Origin of the sequence: Glutamicibacter sp. 0426 (assembly GCF_001906485.1) — a bacterium.
Lineage (GTDB): Bacteria > Actinomycetota > Actinomycetes > Actinomycetales > Micrococcaceae > Glutamicibacter > Glutamicibacter nicotianae.
Map to the genome: position 1 here is coordinate 341,727 of NZ_MPBI01000002.1, position 14,237 is coordinate 355,963.

The window sequence follows — 14,237 nt, forward strand, 5'->3', positions numbered from 1 at the left end:
GACTCTCCGATCTTGGCATTGATGATTAGTGGAATAGCAGAAACAAGTGGGCGAAAAGGAGCCGCTAAGCGATCCCTAGTTCGTGGAACCGCACGTTCACGGCGCAACCCCGGAGCACCAGATGCTCTGGATCTTCGCTGAGTGAAAGTCTGAAGTTTTCGGAGCGAGCCGTATGCGAGCGCAGGGCCAGTGCTTCGCGCAACGCTTGTGCGAGAGGCTGATCTACGATGTCTGGGGTGCCGGTGAAAATGACGTTTCGAATGTCCAGAATTGAAAGAAGCGGAGCAACTGCGCCAGCAAGATAGGCCGCGACCCGCTGGTTCAATTGCCCTTTCTCTTCCCCTTCGGCCAAGGACTTCCAAATTGCAGGAACGGAAGCATAGGCTTCCAGGCAGCCGATTTCTCCGCAGCTGCATAAGGCCGTGTCCTCTGCACGCTGGCGGACATGGCCCAGCTCGCCGGCGGCAAAATCCGAGCCGCGCACCAAGGTGTTGTGGGTGATGACGCCGCAACCTACACCGCGCCCGAGGCGCAGCAAGACCATGTGGTCGCTGCCTTGGCCAAACGTGTGCTCGGAGAGAATGGCGCAGTCGGCGTCATTGAGGATATGGGTGTTGATGCCGGTAGCCTGTTCGACTGCGGCGCCCAAGTCGAAGCCGCGCCAAACGAACTTTTCGGCAGCAATGACAATTCCCTTATCGGTCACTACCCCGGGGGAACCGATGCCGATGCCAAGAATCGGTGCGTCGCAGTGCCGTATCGCAGTGTCGATCAGTTCCAGGAGCTGGGCTACCGCCGCTTGCCTTGTTGCATCGCGCTTCGGGGAAGAAAAGCTCTGGAGAATGGCACCATCCAGATCCATGATCGCTGCGCGGAACGGGACAACGCCGGATAAATCCACACCGATGATCCTGAGCCCGGGACGATTCAAATCGAGGAGGGTTGAGGGTTTTCCCGGGCGTTTGCCTTCTTGCTGTCCGGTCTCGATAACGTGGGAACGATTGATCAATTCGGCGACAAGTTCTGAGATGGTGACACGTGTCAGACCGGTCGCGCGTGCCAGATCGGCACGGCTCATTTCGCCTTGGTCTGAAAGTGTTTGCAGAATCAGCGAGAGGTTGTGTTCCCTTCCATGGGACGGCAAAATGGCGCTGCCGTGGGACAGCATATTCCAATCCTTGCGCGGGGAAGTCACAAGGTTAGTTAACTCTATTAACAAACTTTTGGGCAAGTCTTCTCCGGTACATTGCCTTGCAAGATCCATTACCGCCAATGGCTGCAGATCGGAGAATCGTCGGCGGCAACGGCTTGCAGCAATGCATTATTTCCGCAGCGGCCGCTGAACTGCGGCAGACCGCCAAAAGCCGTGGCACACTTGGAAGATCATGACTGACGAGCAAACTTTTTCATACTGCAGTGGCGATCTGTCGATTGAACTAGCCACGCCGGCCGATTACCAGCGGGTGGGGGAGCTGACCGCTGAGTCCTACTTTGCCGCTGGGCATTTCAGCAGCCCGCAGGACGAATACCTGAACTTTGTCCGCAAGGTTGCCGAGCGGGCAACGCAGACCGAAGTCTATGTGGTCCGCCGAGCCGGTGAAATTGTAGGTTCCATGACCTTGATCCGTGCGGGCAGCGACTATGCGGATCTCGCCCGAGCCGACGAGCTGGAAATCCGCATGCTCAGCGTTGATCCGGCCGCTCAGCGCGGCGGGATCGGGCGGGCCATGGTGCTGGCCGCCATTGATCGTGCCCGACTTATTCCGGGAATCAACGCCGTCTCCTTGACCACCGGCAGCACGTGGGCTTCCGCCCGGGGTTTGTATGAAACCCTCGGATTCGCCCACCATCCAGAACGCGATTGGGTGGTGCCGAACACCGATATCAAATTGGTGGTCTACGCCTACCGCCTCTAGCCACGGCGGATTCCTCCACACTCCAGCTGAACCGCCCATGACATAGGCAGACACGCATTGTGGTCTGCCAAAGCGCATGAATAGAATGGCGCCATGAGTGCTGTTCGCCGAAGTGTCACCGCCATGTCCGTCGCCGCTCTCGCCCTCGGGCCGCTGAGCGCCTGCAGCGCCGGCGCACCCGACCCGGCACCATCAGCCGATGCGCTGGTGGCCGCCATGAACAGCGGCGATTTCGCCGGCGTGCAATTTACCGGCACCAGCCCGCAGGACGCGGCGAAGGCCCAGGAAACAGCCTTTGGCACCATGGGCGAAATCAAGCACACGAGTACCGTCAGCTCGGTAGCAGAGGACGAAGAGGAACAAGACGGAGTCAAGACGGCCACCGCGAACATCACCACGGTGTGGGATGTCGACGCATCGGACAAGGACCTGAGCTATGACACCCGGGCCGTCTGGGAATACGACAAGGAAGCCGAGGCCTGGAAACTGCGCTTCGACCCGTCAATCCTCGCCCCGGGATTCGAAAGCGGCGACTACCTCAAGGCGGCATTCGAGCCGGCAGCACGCGGCAGCATCACCGATGCAGAAGGCCAGAACATTGTCGCTGACCGGCCGGTGATACGTGTCGGCATGGACAAGACCCATACCGGCAAGGAGAACTGGGAAAGCTCAGCGAAGAAGCTGGCCAAGCTGGTGGACATCGATGAGGACGCGTACGCGAAACGCTTGATGGCCGCAGGCGATAAGGCATGGGTGGAAGCCATCGTCTTGCGCGATGACGCAACCCGTGAGGTTACCGACGAAGAAATCAAGGCCATCCCGGGAGCCAACTTCCAGAATGACGAGCTGCCATTGGCACCCACCCGTTCCTTCGCCCGTCCGCTGCTGGGCAGCGTAGGAAAAGCCACTGCGGAAATCATCGAGAAGTCCGAGGGCAAGGTCAAGGCCGGCGACCAGGTAGGCAAATCGGGATTGCAGGCCGCCTACAATGACACCCTCTCGGGAACCGCCGGAGTCACGGTGTCGCAATACGATGCTGAGCATGAAGAGCTAGCGGAACTGTTCGCCAACGCCCCGGTGCCAGGCAAGGACCTGAAGACCACCCTTGATACCAGCCTGCAGCAAGCAGCGGATGAACTGCTGGAAAATGCCGAATCTAACTCGGCCATAGTGGTTATCCGGCCCTCGGACGGCAGCGTCCTGGCTGCGTCTTCCGGCCCGGTATCCTCCGGCTTGAACACCGCCCTTCAAGCGTCCTATGCGCCGGGCTCCTCCTTCAAGGTCATCAGCGCCTTGGCCATGCTGCGTGAAGGCGCCACCCCGGGCTCCGAGGTCAAATGCCCGGCAACCACGGTGGTGGACGGAAAGAGCTTCAAGAACTACGACGGCTACCCGGCGTCCGCGGTAGGCACCATCCCGCTCTCCGAGGCGATTGCCCAATCCTGCAACACGGTCTTCGTGAACCAGGGGCAGGAGATCAGCGGCAAGAAGCTGGCCGACGCCGCAACCTCGCTCGGCTTGCTGGCCGAGGACGGCACCGGTACCGGCGCCGTGTTCGGTTCGGTGCCCGAGGATTCGACAGGCACCACCCAGGCCGCGAACATGATTGGCCAGGGCGTGGTGGAAGCCTCGCCGCTGGGCATGGCCACCGTGATGGCATCTATCCAGGCCAAATCCACCGTGCAACCCAAGCTGGTGCTCTCGCCTGAACCCGAGGCGACTGCCAAGCCGGCGTCTACGCTCACCGAAAAGGAAGCCGAGCAGCTGTCGGCGATGATGGCCGAGGTCGTGGACCATGGAACCCTGAAGGATTTGAAGGGGACAGGCAGCGGCAAGATCATCGGCAAGAGCGGCACCGCAGAATACGACAGCGAGAAGAACGCGCATGCCTGGGCCATAGCCGCCCAGGGCGATCTGGCCATTGCCGCATTCGTCGAGGACGGGGACGGCGGTGCCCAATCGGCCGGACCACTGGTGAAGTCCATGCTCCAGGAAGCTGCCAAGTAGCTTCGCGGGGTGCCGCTCAGCCTTGCTGGGCGAAATATTCGCCGGAGAGCAGGCTCAGCAGCACCTGGTCGTGGAATGCCCCGTCATGGAAGTACACCTCGCGTTGGCGTCCTTCCTGGATGTACCCGGAGTTTTCATAGGCCTTGATGGCCCGCTGGTTGAAGGCGGCAACGCACAGGCTGATCCGGTGCAGCCCCAGCTCGCGGAAACCGTAGGCTGACATCAGCTTCGTGGCGCGGGTGCCGAAGCCCTGGCCGACAAAGTCCGGGCCAATCATCACCGCCAGCTCGGCCGCGCGATGCGGCAGTTGTCCGCCATGCAGCGTGATGTGGCCGATGAAGCTTCCGGTGCCGCGCTCGAAGATGCTGAAACCGGCATCGCCGCTATTCGGCTCGTTGCGGCTCCACTGGGCGAACATGTCCATGAGTCCAGTCTCGGGGCGCGGCTTGATGATCCGCTGCTGGAGCACCGCCCAAGCCGGGTCATTCCACCACCGGGCCATGGCCGCGAAGTCCTCCGGCTCGGACTCGCGCAGTTCAACGGCGGCATCGCGCAGCAGGCGCTCGCCGTACTGCTGCGCCTGCTGGAGATCATTCCACGGCTCATCGGTGTGCATGGATCCATCGTAGGAGCTTTTGCCCGGACCAAGAACCATTGCGCCAACACTTGTGCCTAATACGAGCTGTTGACAGACTATGCTCATGGGAATCGTCTACAACACCACCATGTCTCCAACGAAGACCGAGCTGGTGACCGCCTGGCTGGCCAAGCAGGAGTTCTACACCGGCCAGGGCGCCCCGAAACTTGAGAACATCGGCGGATTCCGCCTCGAAGACCCGCAGGGCGAGGTCGGCATCGAGCTGAGCTTCTACGCCGACCACGCCGACACCTCCGACGTGGTCTACCACGTTCCATTGACCTATCGCGATGCCCCTATCGAAGGCGCGGAGCAGCACCTGCTGGGCACCAGCGAGCACGCGATCCTGGGCCTGCGCTACGTCTACGATGCCGCCGGCGATCCTGTCTTCCTCGCCCAGGCCCGCGAGCTGCTGGCCGGGAACGCGGTGCCGCAGCACCGCACCGAATCCTTCACCGACGATCCGCGGATCCGAGTCAGCGGGCAGACCGCCGGCAAGCAGGCGGTGATCATCCGCAAGCCGGTGGCCGGCGAACCAGCCGAAGCAGGGGTGATCGGGTTCTGGGAGAACGCCCTCGGGCAGGATCTGAGCGGTTTGGTATTGCGCACAGCATAATGAAGGCCCCGGAATAATGCGTCGGGCCCGGCGCGCAAGGGATAGACTTGTCTATGAAACCCAACCGCCATTCTAGGGAGATACATGTCTGCCATCAGCCGTGAGGACGTTGTGCATCTGGCACACCTTGCCCACATCGAGATGAGCGACGCGGAGCTGGACAAAATGACCGGTGAACTCGACGCTATCGTCGGTGCCATCGCGTCCGTCAGCGAAGTCGCCGCCTCCGACGTCCCAGCCACCAGCCACCCGATCCCGCTGACCAACGTGTTGCGCGAAGATACGGTGGGGCAGACGCTGAGCATCGAGGAAGTTCTGCTCAACGCGCCTGATTCGGACTCGGACCGCTTCAAGGTCCCGGCAATTCTGGATGGTGAATAATCCCAGTGAATGAACTGATCAAGCTTTCCGCCACCGAGCTGGCAGCCAAGCTGCGCGCCGGCGAGGTGACCTCCGTCGAAGCCGTGCAGGCCCACCTTGACCGCATCGCCGAAGTCGACGGCGCCCTGAACGCCTTCCTGCACGTGAACGCCGACGAGGCGCTCGCCGTGGCCGCCGAGGTGGACGCCATCCGCGCCGCCGGCGGTGCCGACGCCGAAGCCCTGCACCCGCTGGCCGGCGTGCCGATCGCCATCAAGGACCTGATCGTCACCAAGGGCCAGCCCACCACCGCGGCATCGAAGATGCTCGAGGGCTGGATGAGCCCGTACGACGCGACCGTGATCGAGAAGATCCGCGCCGCCAAGCTGCCGATGCTGGGCAAGACCAACCTGGACGAATTCGCCATGGGTTCCTCCACCGAGCACTCCGCCTACGGCGTGACCCGCAACCCGTGGGACCTGAACCGCATTCCGGGCGGTTCCGGCGGCGGCTCGGCCGCAGCCGTGGCCTCCTTCGAGGCACCGCTGGCCCTGGGCACCGACACCGGCGGCTCCATCCGCCAGCCGGGCGCCGTCACCGGCACCGTCGGCGTGAAGCCGACCTACGGAGCTGTCTCGCGCTACGGCGCGATCGCCATGGCCTCCTCGCTGGACCAGATCGGCCCGGTCTCCCGTACCGTGCTGGACTCGGCCTACCTGCAGGAACTGATCGGCGGGCACGACCCGAAGGATTCCACCTCGCTGCCGAACGCCCTTGAAGGCCTGGTGGCCGCCGCCGAATCCGGCGCCGCCGGGGACCTGGAGGGCCTGCGCATCGGCGTCATCAAGGAATTGACCGGAGAGGGCTACCAGGAAGGCGTGCAGGCGCGCTTCAACGAGTCGCTGGAACTGCTCAAGGCTGCCGGCGCCGAGATCGTCGAGGTCTCTTGCCCGAACTTCAAGTACGCGCTGGGCGCCTACTACCTGATCATGCCTTCGGAGGTCTCCTCCAACCTGGCCAAGTTCGACGGGGTGCGCTACGGAAAGCGCGTGCTGCCGGAAGACGGCCCGATGACCATTGAGCGCGTCATGGGCGCCACCCGCGCCGCAGGCTTCGGCGACGAAGTCAAGCGCCGCATCATCCTGGGCACCTACGCGCTGTCCGCCGGCTACTACGACGCCTACTACGGCTCGGCGCAGAAGGTCCGCACGCTGATCCAGCGCGACTTCGACGCCGCCTTCGAGCAGGCTGACGTGCTGGTCTCGCCGACCGCGCCGACCGTGGCTTTCGAGCTGGGCGCGAACGACAACGACCCGCTGGCCATGTACCTCAACGACGTGGCCACCATCCCGGCCAACCTCGCCGGCGTCCCGGGCATCACCGTGCCTGGCGGCCTGTCCGAGAACCTGCCGGTGGGCATCCAGTTCCTGGCTCCGGCCTACGAGGACGCCCGCTTGTACCGTGCCGGCGCGGCGCTGGAAGCGCTGCTCGAAAAGCAGTGGGGCCACTCGCTGATCTCGCAGGCACCAGCCATTGACACCGCTTCGATCGCGCAGGAGGCCTAGGCACCATGAGCAACTACACCGATGAACTGGTCGACTTCGACGAGGCGCTGGACCGCTACGACCCGGTTCTGGGCTTCGAGGTCCACGTCGAGCTGAACACCAAGACCAAGATGTTCTCCGACGCCCCGAACGCCTTCGGCGACGAGCCGAACACCAACGTCACCCCGGTGGACCTGGGGTTGCCCGGCGTGCTGCCAGTGGTCAACAAGACCGCCGTGGAGTACTCCATCCTGATCGGCCTGGCGCTGAACTGCCAGATTGCCGAGAAGTGCGGCTTCGCCCGGAAGAACTACTTCTACCCGGACACCCCGAAGAACTTCCAGACCTCCCAGTACGATGACCCGATCGCCCACGACGGCTGGCTGGATATCGAGCTGGAAGACGGCGAGGTCTTCCGCGTGGAGATCGAGCGCGCCCACATGGAGGAGGACGCCGGAAAGCTGACCCACATGGGCGGCGCCGCAGGTCGCATCCAGGGCGCCGACTACTCGCTGGTGGACTACAACCGCGCCGGCGTGCCGCTGGTGGAAATCGTCACCAAGCCGATCGTGGGCGCCGGCAAGCGCGCCCCGGAGCTGGCCCGCGCCTATGTGGCGGCGATCCGCGAGATCGTGAAGAACCTGGGCGTCTCGGATGCGAAGATGGAACGCGGCAACGTGCGCTGCGACGCCAACGTGTCGCTGATGCCAAAGGACGCGGACAAGTTCGGCACCCGTACCGAGACCAAGAACGTGAACTCCCTGCGCGCTGTGGAGCATGCAGTGCGTTTCGAGATCGAGCGCCACGCTGCAGTGCTGGATTCCGGGGCCAAGATTGTCCAGGAAACCCGCCACTGGCATGAGGACACCCGCTCCACCACCTCGGGCCGCCCGAAGTCGGACGCCGATGACTACCGCTACTTCCCGGAGCCTGACCTGGTGCCGATCGTTACCACCGCCGAGTGGGTCGAAGAGCTGCGCTCACGCCTGCCGGAGCCTCCAGCCGAGCGCCGCAAGCGCCTGAAGGCCGAGTGGGGCTACGCGGACAAGGAATTCCGCGACGTGGTCAACGCGGGTGTGCTCGACGAGATCGAAGCCACCGTGGCTGCCGGCGCAAGCGCTGCCGTGGCCCGCAAGTGGTGGATGGGCGAGATCGCGCGCCTGGCCAAGGCCGCGGACAAGGACATCGCTGATCTGGGCGTCACCCCTCAAACCATCGTCGAGTTGAACTCGTTGATCGAGGGCAAGAAGATCAACGACAAGATCGCCCGCCAGGTGCTTGAATTCGTCATCGCCGGCGAAGGCACCCCAAGCGAAATCGTAGAGAAGCGCGGCTTGGCTGTGGTGAATGACGATGACGCACTGGGCAAGGCTGTGGATGACGCCATGGCCGCCATGCCTGATGTGGTCGAGAAGATCAAGGGCGGCAAGATGCAGGCCATCGGTGCGCTGATGGGCCCTGTCATGAAGGCCACCCGCGGACAGGCCGATGCCGGCCGCGTGCGCGAGATCGTGATGGAGAAGCTGGGCCTGTAAGGTCCGCATTCTTGCAGCGGCGGCCCGTATTCCCGGTGGGGAGTACGGGCCGCCGCTGTCTCGTTTGGGCTTCTTCGTCATCGGCTCCCTGCTTGCACTGCATCGAAGCTGGCCGAAGGGCCGGCATCACGGCACTGCCGGGAAGCCGAGTGCTGGTTATCAAGCCGAATGCGGCTTGGCGGCAGCACGCGGATGGATTCGGAGAGGTCGAACCCGGACTCCGGGTTCGCTAGAGTATGCGTAAGCACATGCACAGGCCCCTCCGGGGGTTGGGTCGGATGCATTGAGCTGACCGAGGCTGAAGGAATCGCAATGATCGAAATCAAACGGGTTGATGCACTGGCCGGATTTCAGCCATCGGACATTGCCGCGGTGCTCGTCGGCGGTTTCGCCGAGGACTTCGCCTATTTTTCGAAGAATCAGGAAACGTTGGCGCGGGCGTTTGCCCACATGATCATCCCGGAACGTTTTTATGTGGCGCTGGTGGACGGGGTTCCCGCCGCCATCGCGAGCCTCACCGAAGCCGATCAGGAGTGCTTCACGCCGGACCGGAGCGAATTCCAGCGCCATCTCGGAACGTGGCACGGGCTGATCAGTTATTTCATCGTCCGCACGCAGTTCCTGGGAGCTTTCAAGGGGGCTCGGCCCGGACTGGCGGAAATCGGATTCGTGACTACCGCACCCCAATACCAAGGCCGTGGGGTGGCCACGGAGTTGATGAAGCACCTGCTGGCCCTGCCGTTCGATGAATTCGTGCTCCGCGATATCAAGGACACCAATGTCGCTGCGTTGTCGCTGTACCGCAAGCTCGGTTTTAGCGAGTCGGATTCGCGCCCGGCCAGGTTCGCGAAACGTGCTGGCTTTTCGCGCTACGTTTCTATGAACAGGAAAGCCGCATAGCCATCCCTGTGCCGCGCCGGGTTCCCTGACTTCGAGCAATACGAAGTTGCCACGGTGGTCGGCCGAAGCATTGCATTTCTGGCGATTGCAGAAGCTGATCTGAAAAGGGACCGGGCCAAGAGCGTTGGCATTTGCAGCCATGGCTGCTCCAGCGGCAAGCCTCAATCCTCTACGGACGTTGCTGGCGGAAAACTGCCGCGTGGCCCGTTGGGGTAATTCCCAAGCGGGAAGTGAAATGCTTGCGCAATAGATCGTCCGAAGCAAAGCCGACCTGCTGGGCGACGGCGCCAACCGGCAGGTCACTCTGCTCAAGCAGGCGTTGGGCCTCGCGTACCCGAAGATCATTGAGCCACGTAATTGGGGTCGTCCCGACCTTGTCGGAGAACCAGCGGTGAAAAGTCCGCGTTGACATAGCACAGACTGCCGCGAGTTCCTTGACGCTCCAGTGCTGTTGGAGATCCCTGCTGACCTCCAATTGCAGTTTCTCCACTGATGGCGAGGATTTGGCAGGAAGATTTGTATCCGCGTATTGGGCTTGTGTGCCCGGCCTGAACACTGGGGTGACCATAGCCTTCGCTATGGTCTGTGCGGCGTCGGCACCCCAATCTTGGCGGACCAAATGCAAAAGGAGATCAATTCCGGCAGTAACTCCGGCTGAAGTCCACACCTTGCCTTCACCGCAATATAAATCCCGGGCGCGGACGTCGACACTGGGGTAGCGGCGGGAAAGCTCATCGGCAAAACGCCAATGTGTCGTAGCCTGGCGCCCGTTGAGCAATCCAGCAGCGGCCAGGGTGAAGGCTCCGGTGCACAACGATGCCACGAGTACTCCAGCCGCTGCAGCGCGGGCCACGACCGCGACTTCCTGACAGGATGGTTCCGAATGCGGATTGTCGCTTCCAGGCACCACAAGGATGTCGAGTTCTTCGACAGTGGAGAAGTCGTGGGTACGTCGTATTGAGTGCACGGGGTCAAGCACCGTGACGGCTTGGGCCGCGAGGAGGCGCACTGCAGGTCGGGGGAGTCCTCGATCCGAACGGTCATCGTACACCTCGCGTGCCACGGAGATATCAAAAGCGCGGCGCGCCGGACCCACCAGAATTCCCACATTCGTCATGGCGCAATCTTATCGGACTATGTCATTCATGCCACTGGCCCGGTCCCGCCAGCACTGATGAACTAGAGGCATGATGAGAAATGACAAGACGGCATTGATCGTGGTTGACATGCAGAACGGCTTCTATGACGCTTCGTGGGGCAACACGGTCAATTACCCGGGATGCGAGAACAATGTCGAGCTGTTGCTGATGGCGTGGTCCGAACGGAAGATGCCCATAGTGATCGTCAGACACGATAGCATCAATCCGAGCTCGCCGCTCTTCTCCGGTGGGCCAGGAAATGCGCTTCAAGAATCGGTGGGAGCGGTGCCCGCGGACCTGGTCGTAGCAAAGACGGTGAACTCCTCGTTCTATGGGACCCCGGATCTGGAACAGTGGCTGCGCTCTAGCGGAATTGAGCACATAGTCGTTTGCGGGATACAAACCAACATGTGCGTCGAGACGACGGCACGCATGGGTGGCAACCTCGGGTTCGACGTCATTATTCCGCTCGATGCGACGCGCACCTTCGATCTGGCAGGACCTGATGGCACCGTCATTCCAGCAACAGCGCTGATGCAAGCCACGGCAGCAAATCTGCATGGCGGAGAATTTGCTCAGGTCCTATCCACTCAGGACGTTCTGGACTGGTTGGCGAATGCATGAAACTGGCCTGTATTCGCGCAATGGCCAACGCCTGCTTGGAGAATCCACCATCCTGCAAGCCATACCTCGGTCGAAGTGGATAGGCTTGGGCCATGAATATCTCGTTCACGCCGTTGGGTCCTGAAGACAGCGATGGCATTGTCGCATTTCTGCTCGGCAACAAGTTCCCCTTCCATGTCCGTCGAGACTGGACGCAGACGGAGCTGCGGGCACTGGTTGATGGCGGAAGATATTGGAACAGCGAGAGCCAAGGTTTCTGGCTCATGGGCAATGGCGATTGCCTGGGCATGGTTGTTCTTGAAGATCTGGAAGACGACACCCCGATGTTCGACCTCCGCCTTGCGGAGGCTTATCGGGGGCAAGGATTGGGTACGCAGATACTGAAGGAACTGTGCACCAAGGTCTTCAATGAGAACCCGGAGACTGTGCGCTTCGAAGGGCAAACCCGGGAAGACAACATTGCGATGCGCAAGGTGTTCCTGAAGTCCGGCTTCCTCAAGGAAGCCCACTACCGGATGGGCTGGCCAGCTGAAGACGGCTTACGATTGGCTTCGGTCGCCTACGCCATTCTCCGCCAGGACTGGGAGTCAGGAGAAACGACCGCCTTCGACTGGAACGATGTGCAAATCTGAGTTCTACACCCAGGGTTTCAAGAAGTGGGGAGGACCAGCACGTCCCGGGTGATTTCCAGATGCCCCAAGTGCTGGCAGAGCTCCTCGAATACGTGCAGCAGGACGCCCTCGCAGGTGGCCATCCAGTATTTACTCTCGCGGCCCGGAGGGGTGGCAGCCGGAGGCAGGTGCATCCGGGTGTGGGAAAGATCCGCGATGAATGCCGTTCTGGTTGCGTCAGCCAACTTCAACGCGTCCTGCTTCTCCATCTGCGCGCTGAATTCGGCATCCCTGTCGCGGGGAACGGCAACGCCCAGGTTCATTGTTGAAGACCAGCGCCGCATCATTCCGCAACAGTGCACCAGGATCTGAACAGGGGAGTTGCTGGCCTGGGCCGGCAGCGTGAAGTTGACCAACTCATCGGGAATGCCATGAACGGTATCGACAAGCTGGTCGAATTTCTCAAGCAGAAGCTGAACTAGGACTCGCTTGCCAGGCACCGATGAATTCATGTCCTGATTCTAGCTCAGGCTGTCCGGAGTCTCTGTCGAGCTTCAAATTCGGCAGGGGCTGTCGAGCAGCTCCAGGGCATGGAAGAAGATCTTCTTCCATACCCTGGAAATTTGCTGAGCAGCCAATCACTTCACCAGGAAATCAACGCACTTCTGCGCAACCTTGCTAGGAGGCGTGCTTCCCGGCATGAGGAGCCTCCAACGTGCTTTCCGGGACGTGCATGGATTCCTTGGAGCGGAAGTGCCCAATCAAGGCCAGCACCATGCCGCCCAGTGTCCACACGCCCAGCATCCACCGCTGCTGGGCGGTGGAGGCCTCGGGGAAGTAGCTGAGTGATCGAATGAGAGAACTTGAAGCACCTGAAACCATATGCTGCCCCATCGCACCCCATGGTGCCGCCAGGAATTGCCACGGCATGGTTGCGCCCGACCGCGGATTGCTGACGAACATCGTCTCCACGGCACTAAGTCCGATGCCCGCCCGGCCGAGCAGCGAGGTGCAGCCAACGATAAAGGACTGGACTGGACGCTGGATGTTGGCCACCGCGTCCAGAACGATCTCGCCAGCGGCGAGCTTGAATTGCCTTATTCGCATGACCGGATCGAGGCTGTGGCGTTGCTGCCAGACAGTTTCAGCATTGCCTGCCTCCCAGCCCCACTCACCCTGGGCATCTGACCAGTTGCATGGACGCCTGCTCTCCGAAAACCTGAGTGGATTGGAATGTTGTCTTTCCACCAGTGTTCTGATTGCATTCGATTCGCGCTTGACTGTGCGCCATTTCGGGCAGCGTGGCTAGCAGTGCAAGGTTGAGGTCTACGAATGAGGGCGATTACGATTGAGCGATGAACCTGCCACCGGCTAAGAAGACAGCCATGCCCGATGCTGAAGTGTCCATTGATCTGGCAATGGTGCGCGAGTTGATTGCGGTACAAGCTCCGCATTGGGCCCATGAAGAAATCAATTACTTGGCTACCGGTTGGGATAACGAAGTCTATCGTCTCGGAGATACCTTGCTGATTCGCTTGCCCCGCCGACAGCTGGGGGAGGACATCGGAGTCAAGGAACGGCGCTGGCTTCCACAACTCGCGCAAGACTCCGGGGTGGACATCGACCTGGCGATCTTTGAAGGGCAACCTACTTCCAGCTACCCCTTTACCTTTTCGATCTGCCCGTACGTTCCGGGTATAAGTGCAGCTCGGCTCAATCGAAAGGAACGCGATGAATACGCGCAGGAGTTCTCTGGTTTGCTGAAGGCTCTCCATCAACCCGCAAACTCGAAGGAGCCACGAAGCGATTTCCGAGGCTGCGCGTTGTCCCAAGTTGATGAGCGGACTCGGGAGCAAATCTCGACATTGGATCTGCCACTGCAGAGCGCGGCATTGGAACTTTGGCAGGAAGCGCTGGATGCGGATGCGTACGGGGGCAGCCCAGTGTGGTTGCACGGAGATCCGCATCCATCCAACACTGTTGTAGACGGCGGAGAGCCATCCCTGACCGTTTCTCTGATTGACTACGGTGACTTATGCGTCGGCGACCCGGCATCAGATCTAGGCATGTGCTGGATGCATTTCAGTTCCGCGGGCATCGGCCAAGCCTTCGAGGCATACGGCATCGCAGTGGGCAGCCCAACGTGGAGGCGAGCGCGAGGCTGGGGTCTGCGCTACGCCATGATGACCGCAAATCTAGGCGCCGACGATCTTCTGGGCATAGTTGGGCGGGAGACCCTGAAATCACTCTTGGGTAGTTCCGTGTAGGCGCACTCCAGATCCATCCGACCTGTCTCAGTCCGTCAGCTGAGTTCCAAATGACCTTAGGAATCCTGATCGGTCCTTTTG

At 61.4% G+C, this 14,237-nt stretch carries 15 protein-coding genes; 10 read left to right on the top strand and 5 right to left on the bottom strand.

Annotation, left to right across the window (positions count from 1 at the left end; translation table 11 throughout):
* Nucleotides 1–64: 64 nt before the first annotated feature.
* Nucleotides 65–1,168, bottom strand: a complete 1,104-nt coding sequence (locus BKX98_RS07040; RefSeq protein ID WP_073706675.1) for an ROK family transcriptional regulator — start codon at nucleotides 1,166–1,168, stop codon at nucleotides 65–67.
* Nucleotides 1,169–1,385: 217 nt separating this feature from the next.
* Here BKX98_RS07040 and BKX98_RS07045 point away from each other — a divergent pair, with 217 nt between their 5' ends.
* Together BKX98_RS07045 and BKX98_RS07050 are read left to right on the top strand one after the other, a co-directional pair.
* Nucleotides 1,386–1,916 (top strand): GNAT family N-acetyltransferase, encoded by a 531-nt coding sequence (locus tag BKX98_RS07045; RefSeq protein WP_073706676.1) that lies wholly within the window; start codon nucleotides 1,386–1,388, stop codon nucleotides 1,914–1,916.
* A gap of 93 nt (nucleotides 1,917–2,009) precedes the next feature.
* Nucleotides 2,010–3,923 carry a penicillin-binding transpeptidase domain-containing protein gene (locus BKX98_RS07050; RefSeq protein ID WP_073706677.1) on the top strand — a complete coding sequence of 638 codons (1,914 nt, stop codon included), beginning with the start codon at nucleotides 2,010–2,012 and terminating at the stop codon, nucleotides 3,921–3,923.
* 16 nt (nucleotides 3,924–3,939) lie between these two features.
* On the opposite strand, the gene BKX98_RS07055 is transcribed toward BKX98_RS07050, so the two are convergent.
* Complete coding sequence (locus tag BKX98_RS07055) at nucleotides 3,940–4,578, bottom strand: GNAT family N-acetyltransferase (RefSeq protein ID WP_158024673.1); 639 nt, start codon at nucleotides 4,576–4,578, stop codon at nucleotides 3,940–3,942.
* Between the two features lie 46 nt (nucleotides 4,579–4,624).
* On the opposite strand from BKX98_RS07055, the gene BKX98_RS07060 reads away from it, so the two are divergent.
* The 5 genes from BKX98_RS07060 to BKX98_RS07080 all read left to right on the top strand — a co-directional run bounded on the left by BKX98_RS07060 (nucleotide 4,625) and on the right by BKX98_RS07080 (nucleotide 9,515).
* On the top strand, nucleotides 4,625–5,176 hold the full coding sequence (locus tag BKX98_RS07060) for a hypothetical protein (protein WP_083586679.1): 552 nt from the start codon (nucleotides 4,625–4,627) through the stop codon (nucleotides 5,174–5,176).
* Nucleotides 5,177–5,260: 84 nt separating this feature from the next.
* Nucleotides 5,261–5,557, top strand: coding sequence for an Asp-tRNA(Asn)/Glu-tRNA(Gln) amidotransferase subunit GatC (gene gatC / locus BKX98_RS07065; protein ID WP_038989805.1), 297 nt, complete (start codon nucleotides 5,261–5,263; stop codon nucleotides 5,555–5,557).
* Nucleotides 5,558–5,562: 5 nt separating this feature from the next.
* Nucleotides 5,563–7,101: an Asp-tRNA(Asn)/Glu-tRNA(Gln) amidotransferase subunit GatA gene (gene gatA / locus BKX98_RS07070; RefSeq protein ID WP_073706680.1), complete on the top strand. Its 1,539-nt coding sequence runs from the start codon at nucleotides 5,563–5,565 to the stop codon at nucleotides 7,099–7,101.
* A 5-nt stretch (nucleotides 7,102–7,106) separates the two neighbouring features.
* Entirely contained in the window at nucleotides 7,107–8,615 is a 1,509-nt protein-coding gene (gatB, locus tag BKX98_RS07075) for an Asp-tRNA(Asn)/Glu-tRNA(Gln) amidotransferase subunit GatB (protein WP_073706681.1), read from the top strand.
* 312 nt (nucleotides 8,616–8,927) lie between these two features.
* Nucleotides 8,928–9,515, top strand: coding sequence for a GNAT family N-acetyltransferase (locus BKX98_RS07080; protein WP_073706682.1), 588 nt, complete (start codon nucleotides 8,928–8,930; stop codon nucleotides 9,513–9,515).
* A gap of 169 nt (nucleotides 9,516–9,684) precedes the next feature.
* Here the strand turns inward: BKX98_RS07080 and BKX98_RS07085 are convergent, their stop codons facing one another.
* Nucleotides 9,685–10,632, bottom strand: a complete 948-nt coding sequence (locus BKX98_RS07085) for a GlxA family transcriptional regulator (RefSeq protein ID WP_073706683.1) — start codon at nucleotides 10,630–10,632, stop codon at nucleotides 9,685–9,687.
* A 73-nt stretch (nucleotides 10,633–10,705) separates the two neighbouring features.
* Between BKX98_RS07085 and BKX98_RS07090 the strand changes: the two genes are divergently transcribed.
* Nucleotides 10,706–11,278: a cysteine hydrolase family protein gene (locus tag BKX98_RS07090; protein ID WP_073706839.1), complete on the top strand. Its 573-nt coding sequence runs from the start codon at nucleotides 10,706–10,708 to the stop codon at nucleotides 11,276–11,278.
* A 92-nt stretch (nucleotides 11,279–11,370) separates the two neighbouring features.
* Nucleotides 11,371–11,910, top strand: a complete 540-nt coding sequence (locus tag BKX98_RS07095; protein ID WP_073706684.1) for a GNAT family N-acetyltransferase — start codon at nucleotides 11,371–11,373, stop codon at nucleotides 11,908–11,910.
* Nucleotides 11,911–11,927: 17 nt separating this feature from the next.
* On the opposite strand, the gene BKX98_RS07100 is transcribed toward BKX98_RS07095, so the two are convergent.
* Complete coding sequence (locus tag BKX98_RS07100) at nucleotides 11,928–12,401, bottom strand: DUF664 domain-containing protein (protein ID WP_073706685.1); 474 nt, start codon at nucleotides 12,399–12,401, stop codon at nucleotides 11,928–11,930.
* A gap of 166 nt (nucleotides 12,402–12,567) precedes the next feature.
* Nucleotides 12,568–12,996 carry a hypothetical protein gene (locus BKX98_RS07105; RefSeq protein ID WP_073706686.1) on the bottom strand — a complete coding sequence of 143 codons (429 nt, stop codon included), beginning with the start codon at nucleotides 12,994–12,996 and terminating at the stop codon, nucleotides 12,568–12,570.
* A gap of 248 nt (nucleotides 12,997–13,244) precedes the next feature.
* On the opposite strand from BKX98_RS07105, the gene BKX98_RS07110 reads away from it, so the two are divergent.
* Nucleotides 13,245–14,156, top strand: a complete 912-nt coding sequence (locus tag BKX98_RS07110) for an aminoglycoside phosphotransferase family protein (RefSeq protein ID WP_073706687.1) — start codon at nucleotides 13,245–13,247, stop codon at nucleotides 14,154–14,156.
* Nucleotides 14,157–14,237: the final 81 nt, after the last annotated feature.